Origin of the sequence: Mammaliicoccus sp. RAM2, from assembly GCF_045897195.1 — a bacterium.
Classification (GTDB): Bacteria; Bacillota; Bacilli; order Staphylococcales; family Staphylococcaceae; genus Mammaliicoccus; species Mammaliicoccus sciuri.
Map to the genome: position 1 here is coordinate 145,575 of NZ_JBJNWI010000002.1, position 22,087 is coordinate 167,661.

General features: G+C 32.3%; 21 protein-coding genes and 2 other annotated features. All 21 genes read right to left on the reverse strand.

The window, feature by feature from the left end; genetic code table 11:
• Window positions 1-233: 233 nt before the first annotated feature.
• The 21 genes from ACJTHF_RS03935 to infC all read right to left on the reverse strand — a co-directional run bounded on the left by ACJTHF_RS03935 (window position 234) and on the right by infC (window position 21,909).
• On the reverse strand, window positions 234-512 hold the full coding sequence (locus ACJTHF_RS03935; protein WP_058592074.1) for a hypothetical protein: 279 nt from the start codon (window positions 510-512) through the stop codon (window positions 234-236).
• Window positions 513-556: 44 nt separating this feature from the next.
• On the reverse strand, window positions 557-1,273 hold the full coding sequence (gene radC / locus ACJTHF_RS03940; RefSeq protein WP_058592073.1) for a RadC family protein: 717 nt from the start codon (window positions 1,271-1,273) through the stop codon (window positions 557-559).
• The gene (locus ACJTHF_RS03945) at window positions 1,263-1,988 is read right to left on the reverse strand and encodes a prepilin peptidase (protein ID WP_078355883.1); all 726 of its coding nucleotides are present in this window, start codon (window positions 1,986-1,988) and stop codon (window positions 1,263-1,265) included. The genes radC and ACJTHF_RS03945 overlap by 11 nt, the downstream gene beginning before the upstream one ends.
• 168 nt (window positions 1,989-2,156) lie before the next feature.
• Window positions 2,157-3,554 carry a YfcC family protein gene (locus tag ACJTHF_RS03950; RefSeq protein ID WP_078355884.1) on the reverse strand — a complete coding sequence of 466 codons (1,398 nt, stop codon included), beginning with the start codon at window positions 3,552-3,554 and terminating at the stop codon, window positions 2,157-2,159.
• A 486-nt stretch (window positions 3,555-4,040) separates the two neighbouring features.
• Window positions 4,041-5,303, reverse strand: coding sequence for a bifunctional folylpolyglutamate synthase/dihydrofolate synthase (locus tag ACJTHF_RS03955; RefSeq protein WP_048539632.1), 1,263 nt, complete (start codon window positions 5,301-5,303; stop codon window positions 4,041-4,043).
• Window positions 5,304-5,311: 8 nt separating this feature from the next.
• Window positions 5,312-7,942, reverse strand: a complete 2,631-nt coding sequence (locus ACJTHF_RS03960; protein WP_407812532.1) for a valine--tRNA ligase — start codon at window positions 7,940-7,942, stop codon at window positions 5,312-5,314.
• Window positions 7,943-7,982: 40 nt separating this feature from the next.
• Window positions 7,983-8,195 (reverse strand) — a binding site (T-box leader).
• A 48-nt stretch (window positions 8,196-8,243) separates the two neighbouring features.
• Window positions 8,244-9,314, reverse strand: coding sequence for an AbrB family transcriptional regulator (locus ACJTHF_RS03965; protein ID WP_078355886.1), 1,071 nt, complete (start codon window positions 9,312-9,314; stop codon window positions 8,244-8,246).
• 56 nt (window positions 9,315-9,370) lie between these two features.
• On the reverse strand, window positions 9,371-10,660 hold the full coding sequence (hemL, locus tag ACJTHF_RS03970; protein WP_058592068.1) for a glutamate-1-semialdehyde 2,1-aminomutase: 1,290 nt from the start codon (window positions 10,658-10,660) through the stop codon (window positions 9,371-9,373).
• A gap of 1 nt (window position 10,661) precedes the next feature.
• Window positions 10,662-11,645 (reverse strand): porphobilinogen synthase, encoded by a 984-nt coding sequence (hemB, locus tag ACJTHF_RS03975; protein ID WP_048539628.1) that lies wholly within the window; start codon window positions 11,643-11,645, stop codon window positions 10,662-10,664.
• Window positions 11,642-12,325, reverse strand: a complete 684-nt coding sequence (locus ACJTHF_RS03980; RefSeq protein WP_078355888.1) for a uroporphyrinogen-III synthase — start codon at window positions 12,323-12,325, stop codon at window positions 11,642-11,644. The genes hemB and ACJTHF_RS03980 overlap by 4 nt, the downstream gene beginning before the upstream one ends.
• Window positions 12,326-12,340: 15 nt before the next feature.
• On the reverse strand, window positions 12,341-13,264 hold the full coding sequence (hemC, locus tag ACJTHF_RS03985; protein ID WP_078355889.1) for a hydroxymethylbilane synthase: 924 nt from the start codon (window positions 13,262-13,264) through the stop codon (window positions 12,341-12,343).
• Window positions 13,265-13,282: 18 nt separating this feature from the next.
• Window positions 13,283-14,116 (reverse strand): inner membrane protein YpjD, encoded by an 834-nt coding sequence (locus ACJTHF_RS03990; RefSeq protein WP_048539625.1) that lies wholly within the window; start codon window positions 14,114-14,116, stop codon window positions 13,283-13,285.
• Window positions 14,117-14,136: 20 nt separating this feature from the next.
• Entirely contained in the window at window positions 14,137-15,474 is a 1,338-nt protein-coding gene (hemA, locus tag ACJTHF_RS03995) for a glutamyl-tRNA reductase (protein ID WP_048539624.1), read from the reverse strand.
• A 74-nt stretch (window positions 15,475-15,548) separates the two neighbouring features.
• Window positions 15,549-16,136, reverse strand: coding sequence for a ribosome biogenesis GTP-binding protein YihA/YsxC (gene yihA, locus ACJTHF_RS04000; protein ID WP_025904289.1), 588 nt, complete (start codon window positions 16,134-16,136; stop codon window positions 15,549-15,551).
• A 149-nt stretch (window positions 16,137-16,285) separates the two neighbouring features.
• Entirely contained in the window at window positions 16,286-17,548 is a 1,263-nt protein-coding gene (clpX, locus tag ACJTHF_RS04005) for an ATP-dependent Clp protease ATP-binding subunit ClpX (RefSeq protein ID WP_084755545.1), read from the reverse strand.
• Window positions 17,549-17,671: 123 nt separating this feature from the next.
• The gene (tig, locus tag ACJTHF_RS04010; RefSeq protein ID WP_232157118.1) at window positions 17,672-18,952 is read right to left on the reverse strand and encodes a trigger factor; all 1,281 of its coding nucleotides are present in this window, start codon (window positions 18,950-18,952) and stop codon (window positions 17,672-17,674) included.
• Window positions 18,953-19,045: 93 nt separating this feature from the next.
• Window positions 19,046-19,975, reverse strand: coding sequence for a hypothetical protein (locus ACJTHF_RS04015; protein ID WP_107609432.1), 930 nt, complete (start codon window positions 19,973-19,975; stop codon window positions 19,046-19,048).
• A gap of 2 nt (window positions 19,976-19,977) precedes the next feature.
• A complete protein-coding gene (locus ACJTHF_RS04020; RefSeq protein WP_048539620.1) occupies window positions 19,978-20,601 on the reverse strand; it encodes an NUDIX domain-containing protein in 624 nt (207 codons plus the stop codon).
• A gap of 149 nt (window positions 20,602-20,750) precedes the next feature.
• On the reverse strand, window positions 20,751-21,110 hold the full coding sequence (gene rplT, locus ACJTHF_RS04025; protein ID WP_025904294.1) for a 50S ribosomal protein L20: 360 nt from the start codon (window positions 21,108-21,110) through the stop codon (window positions 20,751-20,753).
• 42 nt (window positions 21,111-21,152) lie between these two features.
• Window positions 21,153-21,353, reverse strand: a complete 201-nt coding sequence (rpmI, locus tag ACJTHF_RS04030) for a 50S ribosomal protein L35 (protein ID WP_016910907.1) — start codon at window positions 21,351-21,353, stop codon at window positions 21,153-21,155.
• A gap of 25 nt (window positions 21,354-21,378) precedes the next feature.
• Entirely contained in the window at window positions 21,379-21,909 is a 531-nt protein-coding gene (gene infC, locus ACJTHF_RS04035) for a translation initiation factor IF-3 (protein ID WP_025904295.1), read from the reverse strand.
• A gap of 23 nt (window positions 21,910-21,932) precedes the next feature.
• Window positions 21,933-22,058, reverse strand: a sequence feature (ribosomal protein L20 leader region).
• Window positions 22,059-22,087: the final 29 nt, after the last annotated feature.

Consider the following 22,087-nt stretch of genomic DNA (forward strand, 5'->3'; position numbering starts at 1 on the left):
ACACGCATCCTTAAAGAAAGCGTGTGCTTAAATTACATTCTAAAGGAAGTGAATATACTACTCCCTAATGCTTCATATTTAACGTAGGGGTAGTGATGTATGATGTTGTATGTTTATAAAATCTTCTTCTGATGTTTCTCATAAGTCACTACCTCCTCTCTCATAAATTTAAGTTAATGATAGCCTTTTCAAAAATTAATGTCAATATAATATCCGAAAATTTACAATTTTATTTATTTGTTTAATATTTTGTTTAAAATGAATAATGTAATTGAAACGAGAATACCCCAAGCAATTCCTGCAACAATTGAACCAAGTATTAAATTAATTGAAAGTGTAGAACCGTCTTTAGTTAAAGTAAGAATAATGGAAGCTAAGAATACACCAATGATGCCTAACACCAACGTGATGCCATAGTCTTTTCTAACAATTGGTCGCTTTTTCTTACGTTGAAATAAAGAAATAATAAATAGTAACGGTAATACGACAAATAAGAACGTTATGATTTGCAAAATAAAAACTCCTGACTCATTTTTAATTACATTATAACATTGAATCATTCAGTTATATTATTAATTTCTAAGTCTTCACACATGATATAGTCATTTTCAAATATGCTAATAAATTCTCCATCACCAATGATAATATGATCTAATAAATCGATACCCATTAAATCACAACAATATAATATTCGCTTTGTCGTTTTAATATCTTCTAATGATGGTGTCGGATCACCACTTGGATGATTATGTGCAATGACAATTGAAGCAGCAGAATGCTTAACTGCCTCTCTCAATAAATCTCTCGGATGAACAACCGCCATATTTAATGAACCAATAAAAATCGATTGTTCATGTATAATTTGATTCTTTGTATTTAATAATAAAGCAACAAAGTGTTCTTGCTTTAAATATCTTAATTTTTCCATTAAATAATCTGCAACATCTTGTGGTTCATTGATTTCTACTTTGTCGAGAACGGTATTGCTATGCATTCTTTTAGCTAATTCAATAACTGCTAAAATTGTAATTGCTTTAGATTCACCAATACCATTAACACTTAGTAATTCAGACAATGTTAAATGTCTTAGTTCTCTTGTATTTTCAACTAAATTCAATACTTTATTCGCACATTCTAGACTGGAATATTGTTTGCTTCCTGAATTAATAATAATCGCCAATAATTCTCTATTTGTTAATTTATCCGGACCATATGATTTCAGTCTTTCTCTCGGTTTATCTTCATGTTGTAAATCTTTAATTTTAATAACCATAGTTGCCTCCTAAAAAATAATCATTAAGTTGAGTTTGGAATAATTGTACAAATATAACCGCAAGTGTCATAAAAGGAACGAGTGGTACTTTTTGAATTTTGTTTCTAGTGGTACATACATAAAGTGTGATCAATACACCCGCAAATATAAAAGTAAACATAAAACATAATATAAAATGTGATACCGGCAAAATTAAACTGAGTAACGAAAACAATTTAATATCTCCATAACCTAGCCCTCCCCTTGATATGAAATATAAAATGTGCAAAATTAATATGATAAACAGTGCGTAAAAAAATTGTTCTCGCGTTATTCCAAATAAATAAACACTACATACTAACATAATGATGAGCATATGATTCGGTATGACAAAATGATGGAAATCATAAATAGATAAAGGTATTAAAAATATAATTAAGAAGTAATACAAAAGAGGATTTAATTGAACTACTGAAAGAATGGGAATCAGAAATAGTATGCCTAAAAGGACTTCAGAAACTAATAAAATTATTGGAATGCGCTTCTTACAATAACGACATTTACCGTGTAATGCTACATAACTTACAATGGGTAATAAATCTATTGGTTTAAGTGATGTATGACATGTTTCACAAACTGAACGTTTCGTTAATAAATGAAAACCCACATTTTTCACACCCGTAAGTTGATACATATAACTTGCAATGATTGCACCGAATATAAACATTTTGAACATACTTTTTAGCTCCTTATTGATATATATTAATATACCAAATGTGACCACAATATTTATAATCGCATATTGTTAGTAAATAGCTCTAATACTTTTTAACTCTTTATAAATCCATTAAAAAAACTTGAAAAACATCTAAAGATAGCATGTGTTTTTCAAGTTTTGTAAAATTTAATAACCTAGGGCTAATGCAATAATAATACCAACTAAGCAGATAACAACCCACAGTAATAATAACTTCCAAATAAATTTAACCCAAGTTGTGTATGAGATTCCTGCTACAGCTAATCCTCCCATTAACGAAGCTGATGTTGGGAATATGCTATTACTCACTGCATCACCATATTGGAAGGCAAGTACTGCCATTTGTCTATTGATATTCAATAAATCAGAAATAGGCACCATTAATGGCATAGTCGTCATCGCTTGACCAGAACCAGAAGGGATAAAGAAATTCAGGACCATTTGTATGATAAACATCATCCCTACCGTAATACTTGCTGGTAAATCTTGAATTGTATTTGTTAAATAATAAACTATTGTGTCGATAATTTTACCATTTTCTAATACAACGACGATTGCTTTAGCGAAGCCAACAATTAATGCTCCAAATAAAATAGATTGCATACCCTCGATTAAAGCATCGAAAGTACCATTAAAACCTAAACCAGCAATAAAACCTGCCAATAATCCGACTAGCAAGAAATTGGCACTCATTTCATTAAATGACCAACCAAATGTAAAAATGCCAAATACGTTAAAACATATTGCACTGACTAATAAAATTAAACAAAACATTTGTCGCTTTGTAAATCTACCAATCTCTTCTTGTGGTTCTATTTGATTCTTTTCTTGTTGTTCTAACTCGTATACTAAACTTTTCTTTGGATTCTTTTTAACTTTTCGAGCGTAAAACATAACGTATGCAATACCAACAATTAATACACAAATATAAATAATCGTTCTAAATTCCCATCCAGAAAAAAGCGGAATTTCTGCAATCTGTTGAGCAACTCCAACTGTAAATGGGTTGAGCATTCCACCCAGAAAGCCAGCAGCAGCGCCCATGATAATCATTGCAGCACCTGTCATTGCATCATATCCAACTGCTCTAGCAATCGCTATACCGATTGGAACAAAGATAATTGTCTCTTCAGCTAAACCTATCGAGAAACCAAGCAATGAAAAAATAAACATCGTTAGTGGAATCATTAACTTACCGTTTTTACCAAGCTTGTTCATTGCAGCATTGACGCCATTGGTAATGGCACCTGTCTTATGAATAATGCCAAATGCTCCACCAACTAAAAATATGTAAAAGATAATATCTGCACCACTGATTAATCCTTCAGGTATAGATCTAAATATTTCTAAAAATCCAGAAGGTTCACTATCTACTAAATGATATGTACCTGAAACAACCTCTTCCCGATCATTAACAGACTTCCTGTCAAATTCCCCAGAAGGTATCACATATGTCAGTAAACAACTCATAGCAATAATGAAAAGCAATATAGCATATGTATGAGGATTCTTGAACCTTATAAATTTTCCAACTATATCTTTCAAATTAATCCCCCCCTATTTATAAGTACCATCATACACTATTATCAGAAAATATTGAATATTATATAAAAATCTATGATTTTGTTCGTGCATGCTTGCCTAGGGTATGGTTTGAGCCTGTAGTCTCTCACACATACTATTGCCTCAGGCGTCAGCACGTTACAAAATCGTTAAAAATAATCTGAGAACTTATCCGCGAAAAGCATGGGCATAAAAAATGAGTTTGGGACATAATTCCTAACTCAAATTAAATAACACCTCATTTACTGATTTATAAGGATACCCATAGTAACAAAACGACACTCGTTAAAGATATATAAGAAAAGAGACTGTGACATAATGTAATGTCTCAGTCTCTTTTATCATATTGGCAGTAGATGTCTGAATTGAAAATGCGCTTGTACCAAGCTTTTTCAACTCTAGTCATCCTTGCCAGGACAACGAAATCTTTTTATACAAATTAGATTTCTGTCCCGCTCCCACTCTATATTAATCTTTAAATAATTTTCTTACTTCACTAATAAAGTATAAACTTCCTGTTACAACGAGTAATTCTCCGTCGTACTGTTCAATAAATTGAGGATAGTCTTGAACTTTTTCAATATGGTGATGCTCTAAATAATCGTATACTGCATCAATTGGTAATGCTTTTGGAAAATCAAATGTTGTCACATAAAATCTATTGGCTATTTCTTCTATGCTACTCATCATTTTCCCTATTGGCTTACCATCTATCGCTGCAAATAATACATCGATTTTTTTGTCAGAATAGTATTGTTTTAATGTATCTACTAATGCATCAATACTTTCTTTATTATGTGCACCGTCTATTAAAATAAGTGGTTCTTCTTGAACTTTTTCAATTCGACCTGACCATGTTGTATGTTCTATCGCTTCAATCATTGTATTAAAGTTTAATTGAATCATACCTCTTTGATACATTTCAATAAGTGTTGTAATCGCAAGTGCAGCATTTTCATGCTGATGTTGACCTATCATTTTTAGTTGAATGTTTTCTAATTCATAACTACCATATCGATACGTAAATTCAGTATCATCTGACAGTACATGAAAATCTCGATCTAGTTCTAGACCTTTATTGTAATTTTTCTCAACTACTTCTCTAACGAAATGTAACGCATCTTTAGGCTTAATGGCATATACAAGCGGAACACTTGGTTTAATGACACCAGCTTTTTCTCTTGCAATATCCATATACGTATCGCCTAAAATATTAGTATGATCTAAACCGATACTTGTTAACACCGTCATTATTGGTTGAAATACATTCGTTGAATCATTTAAAGCACCTAATCCCGCTTCAATGATGACAAAGTCTACAGGATGTACTGTACCAAAATATACAAACATCATTAATGTAATAATTTCAAATTCAGTAGCTGGACCTAATTCAGTTTCAGATTCAAGTCGTTCAGATATTGGTTTAACTATCTGAACTAACTCAACCAATTCATCATCTGTGATTGGTGTTCCATTAATACTGATTCTTTCATTGAAAGTGACTATAAATGGCGATGTGAAAGTACCAATTTCATAGTTATTAGCTACTAGGGCTTCTCTTAAATAACTGACAGTTGAACCTTTACCATTTGTACCGACTACGTGAACTGCTTGAATCTTTTCTTCAGGATTACCTAATTTGTCGAGCATCCACTTCATTCTTTTAACGCCTGGTTTAATACCGAACTTCGTGCGTTCATGTATCCAGTGTAAACTATCTAAATAATTCATAAGATTTCCTAGCCTTTCAGTTGTTCAATTCTTGCTAATACACCATCATATTTTTCTTGATAATTAACTTTTTTATCTTTTTCTTCGTTAATAATCTTTTCAGGTGCATTTGCAACGAATTTTTCATTGCTTAATTTTTTATTAACACGATCTAATTCTTTTTGCCATTTTTGAAGTTCTTGTTCAAGTCTTTCTATTTCTTTATCCATGTCAATTAAACCTTCTAAAGGTAATACAACTGTCGCACCAAATACAACTTCAGTCATCGCTTTTTCTGGAATATCAACTTTTGTATCAATCACTAACTCACTTGGATTACAGAAACGCATTAAATAATCTTTATTGTCTAAAAGTTGTTTTTTCACTTTTTCATCTTTAGCTTCAATGTGAATTGGTACTTCTTTAGACATTGGTGTATTCACTTCACGACGTGCTTGTCTTACAGATTTAATGATTTCAACTAATAGTTGCATAGATACTTTACTATTTTCATTTGATAATTCTGGTCTTACTTCAGGCCATGAAGCTTGAATAATTGTTTCACCTTCATGTGGTAATGCTTGCCAAATATGTTCGGTTACGAATGGCATTAATGGATGAAGCATACGCATTGTTTGATCTAACGTATAAGCTAATACTGAACGTGTCATTTGTTTTTTAGCTTCGTCCTCACCATTCATTGGTATTTTACTCATTTCGATATACCAATCACAGAATTCATCCCAAATGAAGTTATATAATACACGACCAACTTCACCGAATTCATATTTATCACTTAAATCCGTAACGTTCGCAATTGTTTCATTTAATCGTGTAAGAATCCATTCATCTGCAACAGATTTTTCACCAGATAAGTCTATATCTTCAAATTTGAAATCTTCACCGATATTCATAATGCTGAAACGTGACGCATTCCAAATTTTATTGATAAAGTTCCATACCGCTTCAACTTTTTCAGTAGAATAACGTAAGTCATGACCTGGAGATGAACCAGTAGCTAAGAAGTATCTTAAACTATCTGCACCATATTCATCAATTACATCCATTGGATCAACACCGTTACCAAGTGATTTACTCATTTTACGGCCATCTTCAGCTCTTACTAATCCGTGTAATAAAACGTCATTAAATGGCTTTTTACCTGTAAATTCTAAACCTTGGAAAATCATTCTTGATACCCAGAAGAAAATAATATCATAACCTGTTACTAACGTATTAGTTGGATAGTAACGTTTGAAATCTTCATTGTTTTCATCTGGCCAACCTAATGTTGAGAATGGCCATAATGCAGAACTAAACCATGTATCTAGGACATCTTCATCTTGAGTCCAGTTCTCGATATCTGCTGGTGGTTCTTCACCAACGTATGTTTCGCCTGTTTCATTATGGTACCATGCTGGGATTTGATGACCCCACCATAATTGTCTTGAAATTGTCCAGTCACGAATGTTTTCCATCCATCTATTGAATGTTCCTTCAAAACGATCTGGTACAAAATTAATACGACCATCTGTATCTTGATTGTCTAATGCTTGTTTAGCTAATGGTTCCATTTTAACAAACCATTGTGTAGATAAATAAGGTTCTACTACTGCGCCACTTCTTTCTGAGTGACCAACAGAATGAACATGTTCTTCGATTTTGATTAATTCGCCAGTTTCTTTTAAGTCTTCGATTAATTGTTTACGGCATTCAAAACGATCTAAACCACTATATTTACCTGCTAGCTCATTCATTGTACCGTCTTCATTCATAACATTAATTTTTTCTAGTTGATGTCTTTCACCAATTTCGAAGTCATTAGGGTCATGAGCTGGTGTAACTTTCATTGCACCACTACCAAATTCAATATCAACATAGTCATCACCAATAATCGGTAATTCACGACCAATAATCGGTAATATAACTGATTTACCAATTAAATGTTTGTAACGATCATCATTTGGGTTAACAACGATTGCTGTATCACCTAACATCGTTTCAGGACGTGTCGTTGCAATTTCAATTGCGCCTTCTCCATCTTTAAAAGGATATTTAATATGATAGAAATGACCTGTAATATCTTCGTGAATAACTTCAATATCAGAAATAGCTGTTTTAGTTTGTGGATCCCAGTTAATAATTCTTTCACCACGATAGATAAGACCTTTGTTATACATATCAACAAACACTTTTTTAACTGCTTGAGATAAGCCTTCATCTAATGTAAAACGTTCACGACTATAGTCTAAACCTAGTCCTAATTTAGCCCATTGAGCTCTAATAAAGTCAGCATATTCTTCTTTCCATGACCAAGCATGTTCAAGGAATTTATCTCTTCCTAAATCATGTCTTGTTAAACCTTGTTCTCTTAATTTACCTTCAACTTTAGCTTGTGTTGCAATACCTGCGTGGTCCATACCTGGTAAATACAATGTGTCATAACCTTGCATTCTTTTCATTCTTGTTAAAATATCTTGCAAAGTTGTATCCCATGCATGTCCTAAATGCAACTTCCCTGTTACGTTTGGTGGTGGAATAACAATTGTGTATGTTTCCTTTTTTTTATTTTCACTTGGCTTAAAATAATTATGATCTAACCAAAATTGATAACGGCCTTCTTCAACCTTTTTAGGGTTATACTTAGGTTCCATTTCCATTAAAATCACTCCCTTTATAATATAAAAAACCCGTCCTAATAAATAGGACGGGTTAAACCGTGGTACCACCTAAATTCAATATAATCACTTATATTGCACTCTAACGATTATCGCTCGCACACGCATTAACCTACTTAGTTTCAATTAATGTTCAATTTAAGGCTACCTTCAATCATCATTAATATGCATTTACACCAACCATGCACTCTCTATCATTAATCAATGATTTACTCTTCCTTGATAAATATTCGATTACTCTAATAATATAAGCAGAATCCATATAAGTCAATATTGATTCATTTTAATTTCCATATTTTCTAGTTCGTGCTGTTAAGAAAATTTTAATTAATGGCGCAACAATCAGTAGAATAAAGAATATCCTAAATATGTGATAACTTGATATCATGGCGACATCACCGCCTGTTTCTAATGCTACCACGATAATTTGAGCCATACCACCAGGTGCTGCACTTAAGAATAAATCGTTTATATTGTCGTCTATAAATAACTCAAATACAAAAACAAGTACAAATGCGCCAATAATGAGCGATACATTTTGAAATGCTATAGCAAAAATTGTCTTTCTCGTTAAATTATTGATTAAATCTGATATTTGAACACCTATTCTTATACCGAATAATACTTGTGCAACGACAATGATCGGATAATCTAATGAGAAGATTTGCCCAGTATATAAATTCCATACTAATAATACAAATATCGGTGCAAGTAATTGCGGCACTGGTACTTTCAATTTATAGAATATAAAGTATAAAGCGATGATACCGATTAGTAGCACAAATATACCTGTGAAATCTAGCGATGTAAATATAGATGGCGCCTTTTCAATTTGTCCTGACGCGGTACCATCATTACCATAAATGGATGAAATAATTGGAACTAATATTACGACAAACATGATTCGAGATGTTTGTGTAAGTGTAACAATTAACAAATCTGCTTTTTTATTTTCTTCAGCCATAATAACCATCTGACTTAAAGCACCTGGAATTGCACTTAACAAGGCCGTTTCGAAAGTAACATTTGCAATTTTTCTAAACGCTATTGATACAATTAACGCAAGTATTAAGATACAAACTGACATTAAGATAATTTGTATCCATTCATCTTTAATATCATGAAGGACATTAGGCGTAAATGTAGAACCCATCTGTACACCTAATATCAGTAACCCGATATTACCTAACCATGTTGGCCATTTAATCGTTCTTTTCAACACTTTAATCACAATTAAACTCGCAAATATAGGTCCAAACAACCATGGTAATATCATGTGAATACTTTGTAACACAAAACCGAGTATAATTGCTAACAAACTAACGAGTACAATGTTCCATTTATTTCTATTCATGATTTAACACCTCAAAAAAATTATATCATTTATGTTTCTATAATTTGAGGTAAGTTTTATTCGTTCGTAATTCTTTCTAAAGCAATGTCAAAAGCTTGTATTGTTTTTTCAATATCTTCTTTAGTATGTGCTGTAGATAAGAATGTTCCTTCAAATTGTGAAGGTGGTAAGAATACGCCCTCTTGAGCCATTTCTCTATACATTTTACTAAATAATGCTAAGTCTGATGAATTTGCTTCATCGAAGTTAGTTACTGGTCCTTCATTTAAGAAATACCCAATCATTGAACCTGCACGATTAACCGTAATCGGAACAGCGTGTTTTGCAAATACTTCTTTCAGACCTTTTTCAAGTAAATCTCCAAGTTCGTTGAAGTATTGATAGCTTTCTTCAGTTAATTCACTTAGTGTTGCGTAACCACTTGTCATTGCTAATGGGTTACCTGAAAGTGTACCAGCTTGATATACATTACCGACTGGTGCTATTTCTTCCATAATTTCTCTCTTACCACCGAATGCGCCAACTGGTAGTCCACCACCTATAACTTTACCTAAACATGTTAAATCTGGTGTCACACCAAAGTAACCTTGTGCACAGTTATAGCCAACTCTAAATCCAGTCATAACTTCATCGAAAATAAGTAATGAGCCATAATCTTTCGTAATATCACGTAACCCTTCTAAGAATCCTTCAACAGGTGGCACGACGCCCATGTTACCAGCTACTGGCTCAACTATAACGCCAGCAATATCTTCACCAAAGTGTTCAAATGCAACTTTTACTGCTTCAATATCGTTATATGGAACAGTAACAGTGTTTTTAGCTGTGCCTTCTGGTACACCAGGAGAATCTGGTAAACCTAAAGTCGCAACGCCAGAACCTGCTTTAATTAATAATGAATCACTATGACCGTGATAACAGCCTTCAAATTTCAATATTTTATTTCTACCAGTGTAACCTCTTGCAAGACGTAAAGCGGCTAATGTCGCTTCTGTACCTGAAGAAACCATTCTCACCATTTCAATAGATGGCACACGTTCAATAACAAGTTTTGCCATTTTATTTTCAAGTTCAGTTGATGCACCAAATGAAGTTCCTTTATCAACTGCTTCATGTAATGCAGCTTTTACTTTTTCATGTGTATGACCTAGAATTAATGGTCCCCAACTTAACACGTAATCAATGTATTCATTGCCATCTACATCATAAATTTTAGATCCTTGTCCGTGGTCCATAAAAATTGGTGGTGTATCTACTGATTTAAAAGCACGTACTGGACTATTTACGCCACCTGGCATTAAATTTACAGCTTCATCATAGGCATTTATTGAACGTTCATATCTCATATTAGTAGTCTCCTCCATCTAAATATTTACAAATATCTTTAGCAAAATAAGTAATAATCATGTCAGCACCAGCACGTTTCATTGACGTCATTTGTTCCATCACGATTTTTTCTTCATCTATCCAGCCATTTAATGCAGCTGCTTTTGTCATACTGTATTCTCCACTTACATTGTATGCAACAATTGGTAAGTCTGAGCGATTACGAACATCTCTAATGATATCTAAATAGCTTAGTGCTGGTTTGACAATCATCATGTCGCAACCTTCTTTAATATCACTTTCTAATTCTCTGAAAGCTTCTAATCGATTACTTGGATCCATTTGATAAGTCTTACGATCTCCAAATGAAGGTGCCCCTTCTGCTGCTTCTCTAAATGGGCCATAGAAGCTAGATGCGTATTTAATACCATAACTCATAATAGGAATATTTATAAATCCTGCTTGATCTAAGCCTTCTCTAATTTCAGTAACAAATCCGTCCATCATATTACTTGGCGCAATAATATCTGCACCAGCTTTAGCTTGTGATACAGCTGTTTTCACAAGTAATTCTAATGATTGGTCGTTATCTACATCTTTTGTTTCTTCGTTTATTACACCGCAATGTCCATGGTCTGTATATTCACATAAACACGTATCCGCCACAACTAACATATCTGGGAATTTACTTTTAGATAATCGTGTTGCTTTTTGTATAATACCATCATCAATAAAAGCACCTGTTCCACAAGCATCTTTCTCATTAGGTATACCAAAGAACATAACACCTCTAATGCCTAAATCATAAGCTTCATTTAGCTCTTGTTCTAATAAGTTTAAACTTAATTGATAAATACCTGGCATTGAAGATATTTCGTTTTTAATATTATCTTCTTCAATTACAAAAATCGGATATATTAAATCTGATTTATGAACATACGTTTCTTTCACCATATTTCTCATTACTTGAGATGATCTAAGTCTTCTATGTCTATCAAATTTCATGATTTTACCTCTTTCAAAATTGTATTTATCATGCCTTCTAATGTGTATTCTTCTGCTACTTTAGAAGGTTGATGATATGTATTTAACTTTCGCTCTGTTATAGCACCAATTGCATAAACTTCAACTGAGTTAGGAATTCGATGATAGTTATCAAAATAACTAGAAACAGCCGACGAACTTGAAAAAGTAACATGCGTTACTTCTTGGTGTTGTATCAGTTCATGTACTTTTCTAACATTTTCTATATTTGTAACAGGTTCATATAGATGCAGTACTTGTACTTGATTATCCCATTTCATAAGTTCTTTCGCCAGTTTATCTCTAGCTTGTTTACTACACGGGATTAATATAGATTGATTTGTGAACTGATCTTTAAATTCATGTAATAAACCTTCTTGAGTAAATGAATCTGGCATTAAATCGACTGAGATATTGTACTGATCTGCTACTTTTTTTGTTTTTGTACCGATAACTGCTATACGATCAACTTCTATTTGATTTAAATATGGTTCAAATATTTTGATCGCATTTACAGACGTAAAAATAAGCCAATCATAGTGTGGTTTTAAACAAGATTGTTCAAATTTGATAGGAACAATATCAATGAACGGATAATGACGAATATCGACATCTTCACGTTGAACAGTTCTTGTACTTGTAACCACAATGATTGGCTTCATGTTAACGACTCCTTATTATGCTTCTTCATTCAATTTCTTAATAATTTCATATGCACCTTGTGCTTTTAGTTCTTCAGAAACTTGTTTACCTATTTCCACAGGGTCAGTTCCTTTTATTGTTGATTCATATCTCTCTTTACCGTCTGGAGACATGATTAAACCTGTAAATGAAATTTCATCATTTTCAAGAGTTGCGTAACCAGCTATTGGCACTTTACAACTACCATCCATTTCATTTAAGAAAGTTCTTTCACACGTTACACATGTTTCTACATTCTCATCATGAACTGATTTAAGAATATCTAATAATTCTTGATCATCACTTCTACATTCGATACCTAGTGCACCTTGCCCTATAGCAGGTACCATCGTATCTTCTTGTAAATATTCAGTAACGATATCATCACTCCAGCCCATACGTTTTAATCCAGCTGCAGCAAGTATAATCGCATCGAAGTCTTCAGTTTCTAATTTATTTAAGCGTGTATCAATATTTCCACGAATCCACTTAATTTCTAAATGAGGATATTTTGCTAATAATTGCGCTCCACGTCTTAATGAACTTGTACCAACAATACTACCTGGTTTCAAATCCGCAAGTTTAACGTGGTTATTTGCGATATATGCATCAAATGGATTTTCACGTTCTGGAATACATCCTAGTGTTAATTCATCAGGCAATTCACTTGGAACATCTTTTAAGGAATGAATAGCAAAGTCAATTTCATGATTGAATAATGCTTGTTGTATTTCCTTAACGAATAATCCTTTACCACCGACTTTAGATAATTGAACATCAACAATCTTGTCACCTTTAGTAACAATTTCTTTAATTTCAATATCTAATTCTGGGTATTTTTCTTTTAATTTATCTATAAATTGCTGACTCTGCGTCATAGCTAATTTACTTTTTCTAGAACCTACAATAATTTTACGCATAATTTCCTCCACCATTGTTTAGTTAAACCATTGATGAAATCCTGAAAATTTTGAGACCACCAAATAATTTATCATACACACGAGAAACATCATAATATTTGCTATAACTAACGTTTTTGTGTTGATTGATTTTCTTACTCTTAAAAATAAATAAATACCATAAAGTAGTAAGACTATTAATGAACCGATTACTTTACTATCAATCCAAATTTCACTACCAATTATAATAAGTCCCCATTGAATGCCAAGTATTAAACTAATTAATAAGACTAAAAATCCTACTAATGTAAATCTGAACACATTTTGTTCTAATTGGTCAATACTGCCCATTCTAAAGAACTTTTGATTAAATTTTTTCTCTTTTAAATTTTTTCTTTGTAACAAATACAAAATTGCATGTGATGTACTCAATGCAAAAAGAACATAGCTTAAAATAGCTAAAGAAATATGTATTAAAAGTAATTCATTCATTATATTTGCTGCAGTATTTTCTGTGTCATACTGTTCAGGTCTAAATGTATGAATAACTAGAAATACAAACCCAATCAAATTGATAATAAAGACTGTTAAATCTGTGGATTTAAAATAATTTAAAACTAATGAAACAGTGATAATCATCCATGTATAAAAATAAAATCCTTCGAAAATCGTTAGTACAGGGAATTGTTTAGTTGTAACAATATACATGCACAAAAAGATTGTTTGAAAAATCCAAACAATCCCTAGCGTATAATACCCAAACTTTCTAACTTTAGAATTCTTTTGAATAAAGTCATAAAAATAGCACCCTAAACAAATCATGTAAATAATTAATACTATTTCATGCAAACGTACAGAAATTACATCTTGCATAGCATCACCATTATTTTGTATTAAGATTCAACTGTTTTAGGAGACAATTGATCTTGTTTTAATTCTTTCTTAGTTTCATTTATTCGCTCAACTTCACTTGAGATATTGAAGATTTCTTGGAATAATTCTAATTTTTCTTTTGATTTTTTGTCCGTTGATAATTCTTTTGCTTGTGTAATCGGATCTTTTAATAGTTGATTGACGATACTTTTCATATGTTTAGAAATAACTTTACGCTCTCTGTCAGTCATATCAGGTAACTTTCTTTCTACACTCATCATAGTATCTTGTTGTATATGTGATGCTTTATCTCTTAATGCCGTAATAATTGGCACAACACCTAGCATATTTACCCATTCTTCATGTTTATCAATTTCTTTAGCAATTAATAATTCAATTTCACGTGCTGCTTGTTCACGTTCTGCTAAATTAGCATCAACCAGTCCGTTTAAATCATCTACATCGTAATTAAACATTAATTCTAAATCATTTACTTCTGGGTCTATATCTCTAGGTACCGCAATATCAATTAATACTAACGGTTTATTTCTTCTAAAACGCTCTACATCACGCATCATATCTTTAGTTAATACATAATGTTCCGCACTTGTTGAACTAATCACAATATCCGCTTCCATTAATGAACATTGTAATTCATTGATGCTTTTCGCTACACCTTTATACTGCATCGCAAGTGATTCTGCTTTTGCTACTGTACGATTTAAAACAGTAATGTCATTAACACCACTACCATTTAAATTTGCAACAGCTAACTCAGCCATTTCCCCAGCACCAATGATTAATGCTTTCTTATTATCTAATTTACCTAAAACCTTTTTAGATAATTCGACAGCTGCATAAGATACTGAAACAGCATTTGACGCAATATCAGTCTCATGATGCGCACGCTTAGCTAAAGTAATTGCTTGTTTAAATAGACGGTTAAACATAGTTCCAGTTGTAACCTCTGTTTGCGCAATTTGAAATGCGTCTTTCATTTGACCTAAGATTTGAGTCTCTCCTAGAACCATAGAATCTAATCCTGAAGTCACTCTAAATAAATGTTCCACTGCATCATTCTCAGTTAAAACATTTGTATATTGTTTAATTGTATCTAATGATTGATCAAACCAATCTGCTAAAAATGACTGAATATAATATTTACCAGTGTGGATTTGATCTACAACAGCATATACTTCAGTTCTATTACAAGTCGATAAGATTACACATTCTAATATAGATTTTTGATTGTTTAGTGTTACAAGCGCATTCTCAATTTCTTGATCATTAAAAGCTAGTTTTTCACGCATTGCAACATCTGCAGTCTTATAGTTTACGCTTACTACAACAACATGCACTTCTAACGCCCCCATTAATTTATGTCCAATGTCTAAATTATAACATTTCTAATCTAGAAATGTGAGTGATTTGTTTAAATAAATTGTGACAATAATGCCCAAATATTGTCTGTCTTATCTTTGTTTAAAGATGAGTAGCTAATCAATTTATCTTCAGGATCTAATTCTAAGGTTTGTCTAATGATTTTTAAATGCTTTTGTACTTTACCTTTAGGAATTTTATCCTCTTTAGTCGCAATGACGATAGTTGGTATTTCAAAATGCTTCAGATAGTTATACATCAACACATCATCTTGAGTTGGTTTATGTCTAATATCAACTAATTGAATCACACATCTTAATGCTTCTCTAGTTGTTAAATACTGCTCAATCATTTTACCAAACTGTTCTCTTTGTTTTTTACTAACTTTTGCATATCCATAACCTGGTACATCTACAAAGATAAGTTGCTCATCGATATTAAAGAAATTTAATGTCTGAGTCTTACCTGGTTTCGATGAAGTTCTTGCAACTTTTTTTCTTGAAATTAACGTATTAATAAATGTTGATTTACCAACATTTGAGCGTCCGCTAAGTGCTATTTCTGGCAAACCAGTCTCAGGATATTGTTTCGGATCTACTGCACTGATTATAATATCTACATTATTCGGATTAATTTTCATCGTTTTCTCCTACAAGTTTGTTTCTTTTATTATATCTTATCTTGCTTATATTTTAAACACAGTAACGTTAGCTAAATCAAATCACTTTAAAACATTAAATAAGGCTGAGACAGTTAATAACATGTCTCAGCCTTGGTAATCATATGTGATTATGCTGATGTTTTTTCATCGTTGATTAAATTACCTTCACTATCATATAAGTTTGGTAATTTATGATCTCTAATTGTATCTTCAGTAATAACAACTTTACTTACATCAGAGCTAGATGGAATATCAAACATAATATCGATTAAAGCTTCTTCAATAATTGAACGAAGTCCACGTGCACCTGTTTTACGTTCTATTGCTAATTCACTAATAGCCGTAAGTGCTTGTTCATCAAATTGTAGTTCAACATCATCTAATTCAAGCATCTTAGTATATTGTTTAACTAACGCATTCTTAGGTTGCGTTAAAATATTTTTCAATGCATCAACATCTAATGTTTCAAGGTTAGCTACAATTGGAATTCTACCAATAAATTCAGGAATTAATCCATAAGACTGTAAATCCTCTGGTCTAATTTGTGATAGTAATGATTCTTCGTCACTAATTTCATCACCTGAGCTACTAAAGCCGATAACTTTTTCACCAAGTCTACGTTTAATAACTTCATCAATACCATCGAAGGCACCACCAAGGATAAATAGAATATTTGTTGTATCTATTTGAATAAACTCTTGGTTTGGATGCTTTCTTCCACCTTGTGGCGGTACACTTGCTGTCGTACCTTCTAAAATCTTAAGCAACGCTTGTTGTACACCTTCACCAGATACGTCACGCGTAATTGACGTATTCTCTGATTTACGTGCAATCTTATCAATTTCATCGACGTAAATGATACCTTTTTCAGCACTTTCAACATCGAAATCTGCTGCTTGGATTAATCTTAATAATATATTTTCAACGTCTTCACCAACGTAACCTGCTTCAGTTAAACTTGTTGCATCTGCAATTGCAAATGGTACATTTAATGATTTAGCTAACGTTTGTGCAAGCAATGTTTTACCACTACCAGTAGGTCCGATTAATGCGATATTACTTTTCTGTAATTCAACACCATCTTCGTTTTCAGAAGGTTGTTGTACACGTTTATAATGATTATAAACAGCTACAGCTAATGATTTTTTCGCATTTTCTTGACCGATAACATAATCATTTAATTGTTCCATAATTTCTTTAGGTGTAGGAACATCAGTAAACTGTTCTGGTTCTTGTGACTTTAATTCTTCCTCTACAATTTCAGAACACAATTCTATACATTCATTACAAATATATACGCCACTACCAGCAACAAGTTTTTTAACTTGATCCTGTTCTTTACCACAGAAAGAACATTTTAAGTTTTCTTCACCATCGTTAAATTTAAACATTTTTACACCCCTATTCTTTTTAGACTATACTAAATGTTTTTTACTTTTTCAAATTAAACGGACTAAAAAAGAATAGTAGCAGAAATATTCTGCTACTATAATTACTTTAATACCGAATAATTATTATTCTCCAGCTGATTCAGCTACTAATAAATCGATAACTTTTTGGATTTTAAGGTCATTAACTAAAATATCGTTATTACCTAAAGTTGCTTTAATATCTTCAACAGATAATCCAAATTGTTCGCTCATTTTAGCGAATTCAGCTTCAACATCTGCATCAGAAACTTCGATATTCTCTGCATCAGCAATAGCTCTTAAAGTTAAATTAGTTTTAACGCGTTTTTCAGCATCTTCTTTCATTTGTGCTTTAAGTTCTTCTTCTGATTGACCTGAGAATTGATAGTATAACTCAAGGTTTAAACCTTGTTGAGAAATACGTTGTTCAAATTCTTGCATCATACGATCTAATTCTGTATTAACCATAGCTTCAGGAATATCAACTTTTGCATTGTCAGTAGCTTTTGTAATAGCTTCTTCTTTTTCAGTTGCTTCTGCTTGATTAACTTTAGCTTCTTCTAAGTCTTTACGTAATTTTTCTTTATAGTCATCAACTGTGCTAACTGATTCGTCAAGTTCTTGCGCTAACTCGTCATCTAATTCTGGAATTTCTTTAGATTTTACTTCGTTAACTTCACATTTGAATGTAGCTTCTTTACCAGCTAATTCTTCAGCGTGGTATTCTTCTGGGAATGTGACAACAACATCTTTGCTATCATTAGTTTTAAGACCGATTAATTGTTCTTCAAATCCAGGGATGAATGATCCAGAACCAATTTCAAGATCATAACCTTCTGCTTGACCACCTTCGAAAGCTTCACCATCAACATAACCATCAAAGTTAATGTTAACAACGTCTCCTTCAGCGATTTCGCCTTCTTTAACTGTTAATTCAGCTTGACGGCTTACTGCATCTTCAATTGCTTGATTGAATTCTTCGTCAGTTACTTCACGATCTTGTTTCTCGATTGAAAGACCTTTATAATCTCCTAATTCAACTTCTGGTTCAACTGTTACAGTTGCTTCAAAGATAAGTTCTTTACCTTTTTCCATTTGTGTAACGTCGATTTCTGGACGATCAACTGGGTTGATTTCTGCCTCTTCTACTGCATTACCGTATGCTTCAGGTAAAATGAAATCTAAAGCATCTTGGTATAATGATTCAACACCAAATCTTTGTTCAAATAATGGTCTAGGCATTTTACCTTTACGGAAACCAGGCACATTAATTTGTTTAACAACTTTTTTGAATGCTTTGTCTAATCCTTTATCTACTTCTTCTTTAGGAACCGTAACAGTTAATAAACCTTGGTTACCTTCTTTCTTTTCCCATGTTGCTGTCATGAATAAAAACCTCCGTGATTATCCTAATTTTATAAATTTTCAACTCTTTAATTATAACATAGCTTTCTAATGTTTCAACTATAGTGTTTATATTCATTGTAATTTTTGAATGACTTTAATGAACATGTCCCAATCTTGTTGAGTCACACTTTCGTAGTTAGCGTCTATATTAAAACGTTCTGATAAAAGTTTCAAGTAACATGCAACTAAAACATCATCATTTATATCATTTAGTGTAATTGGATACATAATAATAGCATGTTGATTTAATAAACTTTTAGCTAACTCTATAGATGAAGGGCTATCAATTTCAAGTTGATCAATTACTTTAGGAATGATATTTTGTGTAAAATTTGTTCTTTCTATACCTGGTAATTCTGTCGGTATAACTGTAATAGTCTCATCTATTTTATCGAATTTAACTTCGGCTGACCATTCACTTAATCTTAAATATTCTAATATTAAACTTTGTACATTAGGATGCAATAATTCATTCTCAATTATTTGAGCTAAAGTTAAATTAAATATCCCTAAGTGATGATCTATTAAGTCAATAAGCAGGTTAATTTGTTCTTCAAATTGTGTTTCTTGAAATGTTCTCAATACCTCTGAAGCTTTCAATTGCCTTTGGTTTAACTTTTCTTTAGCCATATCTTGAATAGGTAGCAATGCCATTCTAGTAGCATGTTCGATATTTTCATCTTTAATTTGATTAATAATTTCAACTACCGTTTGATATTGTTCTAAAAAGTATAAACTTTCTACAAAATATATAACTATTTTATCATATAATGGATGACCTTGATTCAGTAATATACTTGCTTCTTCTCTCAATTCAAGATAGTAACCGCAAGATTTTAAGACTTCACATTTCTTTATTGATAGGTCATCATCCATCTCAAAATGTTGCTCATACGTCTCAAACAATTCATATGCTTCATCAAATTGTTCATTTCGGATCGCAAGATAAATATTGTTAACCAGTTGTTTTTTTAATTTTGGAAATGGAATAATTTCACTCAAGGTTACTCACCTCTTCTGTATATACCATCTATAATAAGACTACTCCATGTTTCGTAATTCTTATGATTTAACAATTCTGATTGATCAGCCCACTTGATTTTCAACGTGTCTGTTTCGACTGCTTCAACGCTAGATTTATTAACCTTTAATTTAAAAACAACACCAATATGAACTTTTCCAACTTCATCTTGATCATCGTTTATAAATCCAATTAACTCCATGTTTGCTACATCTTGTTTATTTAAACCAACTTCTTCTTCAAGTTCTCTTGCAGCATTCTCTCTGATGACCTCTTCAACTGTTACAGCTTCAGGGACATCATTCATATGACCGCCTACTCCAATTGAACTTAAACCATGTAATCGGCTTTCGCCACCACCAGTTAATCTTTCATATACAAGTACTTCGTCGTCCTCATTTTCTAATATGCAATATGAAATAAGTTGTTTATATGAAGGATCTTCTTCCATATCGCCACGACGTTTTGTTTCAAATTGACTAATTGTTTCATAAATATATTTAGTTTCTTCATCTTGAATAGATTTAAACCCATCAAATTGATAAGCTTCGTTTTTAAATATTAATTTACGTGGTACTACTGTAATCATTTCATCAAATTTAGACATAATAAACTCCTTATTCTTATTTCTACACTATTTTACCAAAGCGAATTTGAAGCGTAAAGAAGACGAATCTTCTACTTTATTATTTCATAAAAAAAGCCATCAATAAAGTTAATAACTTTATTGACAGCTTATACAACAATGAAATGCAATTATTTAGCTAAAGCGTCTTTAGCTTTAGTAGCTAATTCAGCAAATGCTTTTTCGTCTGAAATAGCGATTTCAGAAAGCATTTTACGGTTAATTTCAATACCAGCTACTTTAAGACCATTCATTAAACGGCTATAGCTGATGTCGTTTTGACGAGCTGCTGCATTAATACGTGCAATCCATAATTTACGGAATTCACGTTTTTTCTGACGACGGTCACGGTAAGCGTAGTTACCAGATTTCATAACTTGTTGCTTAGCAACTTTATATAATGTATGTTTTGAACCAAAGTAACCTTTAGATAATTTTAAAACTTTTTTACGACGAGCTCTCGTCACTGTTCCACCTTTAACACGTGGCATGATAATTCCTCCTTAAAATGGACCATTAGTCCGCTATGTTTATTATTTTACGTACGTTAACATTTGTTTAACTCGTTTAGTATCTGATTTAGAAACTAATGAAGCTTTACGCAATTTACGTTTTGCTTTTGTAGATTTGTTTGCGAATAAGTGTGAAGTGAACGCTCTAGAACGTTTTAATTGACCTGAACCAGTTCTTTTAACACGTTTTGCTGCTCCACGATGAGTTTTCATTTTAGGCATTGAGATTTCCTCCTATAATTTCGGTTTATTTGTCGTTTGAAATCGGCGCTAACATTAAGAACATTGAACGCCCTTCCATTTTAGGTCTTTGTTCAACTGTTGCTATGTCTTTACAAGATTCTGCAAAGCGTTCTAACACACGTTGACCAATTTCTTTATGCGTGATTGCACGACCTCTAAATCTAATAGATACTTTAACTTTATCTTCTTTAGATAAGAATTTTTGAGCATGTTTCAATTTAGTTTCGAAGTCATGTTCTTCGATAGTTGGACTTAATCGAATTTCTTTAACATTGACTACTTTTTGTTTCTTACGCATTTCTTTTTCTTTCTTCTGCTGTTCGAATTTGTATTTACCGTAATCCATAATTCTTGCAACAGGTGGTTTAGCATTAGGCGCTACGATTACAACGTCTAAATCTACTCTTTCAGCCATTTCAAGGGCTTCATATTTAGATTTAACACCAATTTGCTCACCATCTTGGCCAATAAGGCGAAGTTCTTTTGCACGAATTTTGTCGTTTACTTGAGTCTGATCTTTAGCTATGGTTGACACCTCCTAGAATTTTACGAAGTCGTCCAAGAAAAAAAGAACGAATGCATAATGCACCCGTTCTCATCCATAAACTTTAAAGGTTTATTGTACCTGCTAACTGCTTTACGCGTCACTACAGGTGAGAAGCGGGTATGCTTCTACTTGGTCCGTTTCGTATTCAACAAAACTTATCTTACCA

Bases quoted from the DNA above. Each gene is read 5' to 3' on its own strand.
- radC (WP_058592073.1), bottom strand. From the start codon at position 1,273: ATGGTTATTAAAATTAAAGATTTACAACATGAAGATAAACCGAGAGAA.
- ACJTHF_RS03945 (WP_078355883.1), bottom strand. From the start codon at position 1,988: ATGTTCAAAATGTTTATATTCGGTGCAATCATTGCAAGTTATATGTAT.
- ACJTHF_RS03955 (WP_048539632.1), bottom strand. From the start codon at position 5,303: ATGAATTATTTAGATAGTTTACACTGGATACATGAACGCACGAAGTTC.
- ACJTHF_RS03960 (WP_407812532.1), bottom strand. From the start codon at position 7,942: ATGGAAATGGAACCTAAGTATAACCCTAAAAAGGTTGAAGAAGGCCGT.
- ACJTHF_RS03965 (WP_078355886.1), bottom strand. From the start codon at position 9,314: ATGAATAGAAATAAATGGAACATTGTACTCGTTAGTTTGTTAGCAATT.
- hemL (WP_058592068.1), bottom strand. From the start codon at position 10,660: ATGAGATATGAACGTTCAATAAATGCCTATGATGAAGCTGTAAATTTA.
- hemB (WP_048539628.1), bottom strand. From the start codon at position 11,645: ATGAAATTTGATAGACATAGAAGACTTAGATCATCTCAAGTAATGAGA.
- ACJTHF_RS03980 (WP_078355888.1), bottom strand. From the start codon at position 12,325: ATGAAGCCAATCATTGTGGTTACAAGTACAAGAACTGTTCAACGTGAA.
- hemC (WP_078355889.1), bottom strand. From the start codon at position 13,264: ATGCGTAAAATTATTGTAGGTTCTAGAAAAAGTAAATTAGCTATGACG.
- ACJTHF_RS03990 (WP_048539625.1), bottom strand. From the start codon at position 14,116: ATGCAAGATGTAATTTCTGTACGTTTGCATGAAATAGTATTAATTATT.
- yihA (WP_025904289.1), bottom strand. From the start codon at position 16,136: ATGAAAATTAATCCGAATAATGTAGATATTATAATCAGTGCAGTAGAT.
- clpX (WP_084755545.1), bottom strand. From the start codon at position 17,548: ATGTTTAAATTTAACGATGGTGAAGAAAACTTAAAATGTTCTTTCTGT.
- tig (WP_232157118.1), bottom strand. From the start codon at position 18,952: ATGACAGCAACATGGGAAAAGAAAGAAGGTAACCAAGGTTTATTAACT.
- ACJTHF_RS04020 (WP_048539620.1), bottom strand. From the start codon at position 20,601: ATGTCTAAATTTGATGAAATGATTACAGTAGTACCACGTAAATTAATA.
- rplT (WP_025904294.1), bottom strand. From the start codon at position 21,110: ATGCCACGTGTTAAAGGTGGAACAGTGACGAGAGCTCGTCGTAAAAAA.
- rpmI (WP_016910907.1), bottom strand. From the start codon at position 21,353: ATGCCTAAAATGAAAACTCATCGTGGAGCAGCAAAACGTGTTAAAAGA.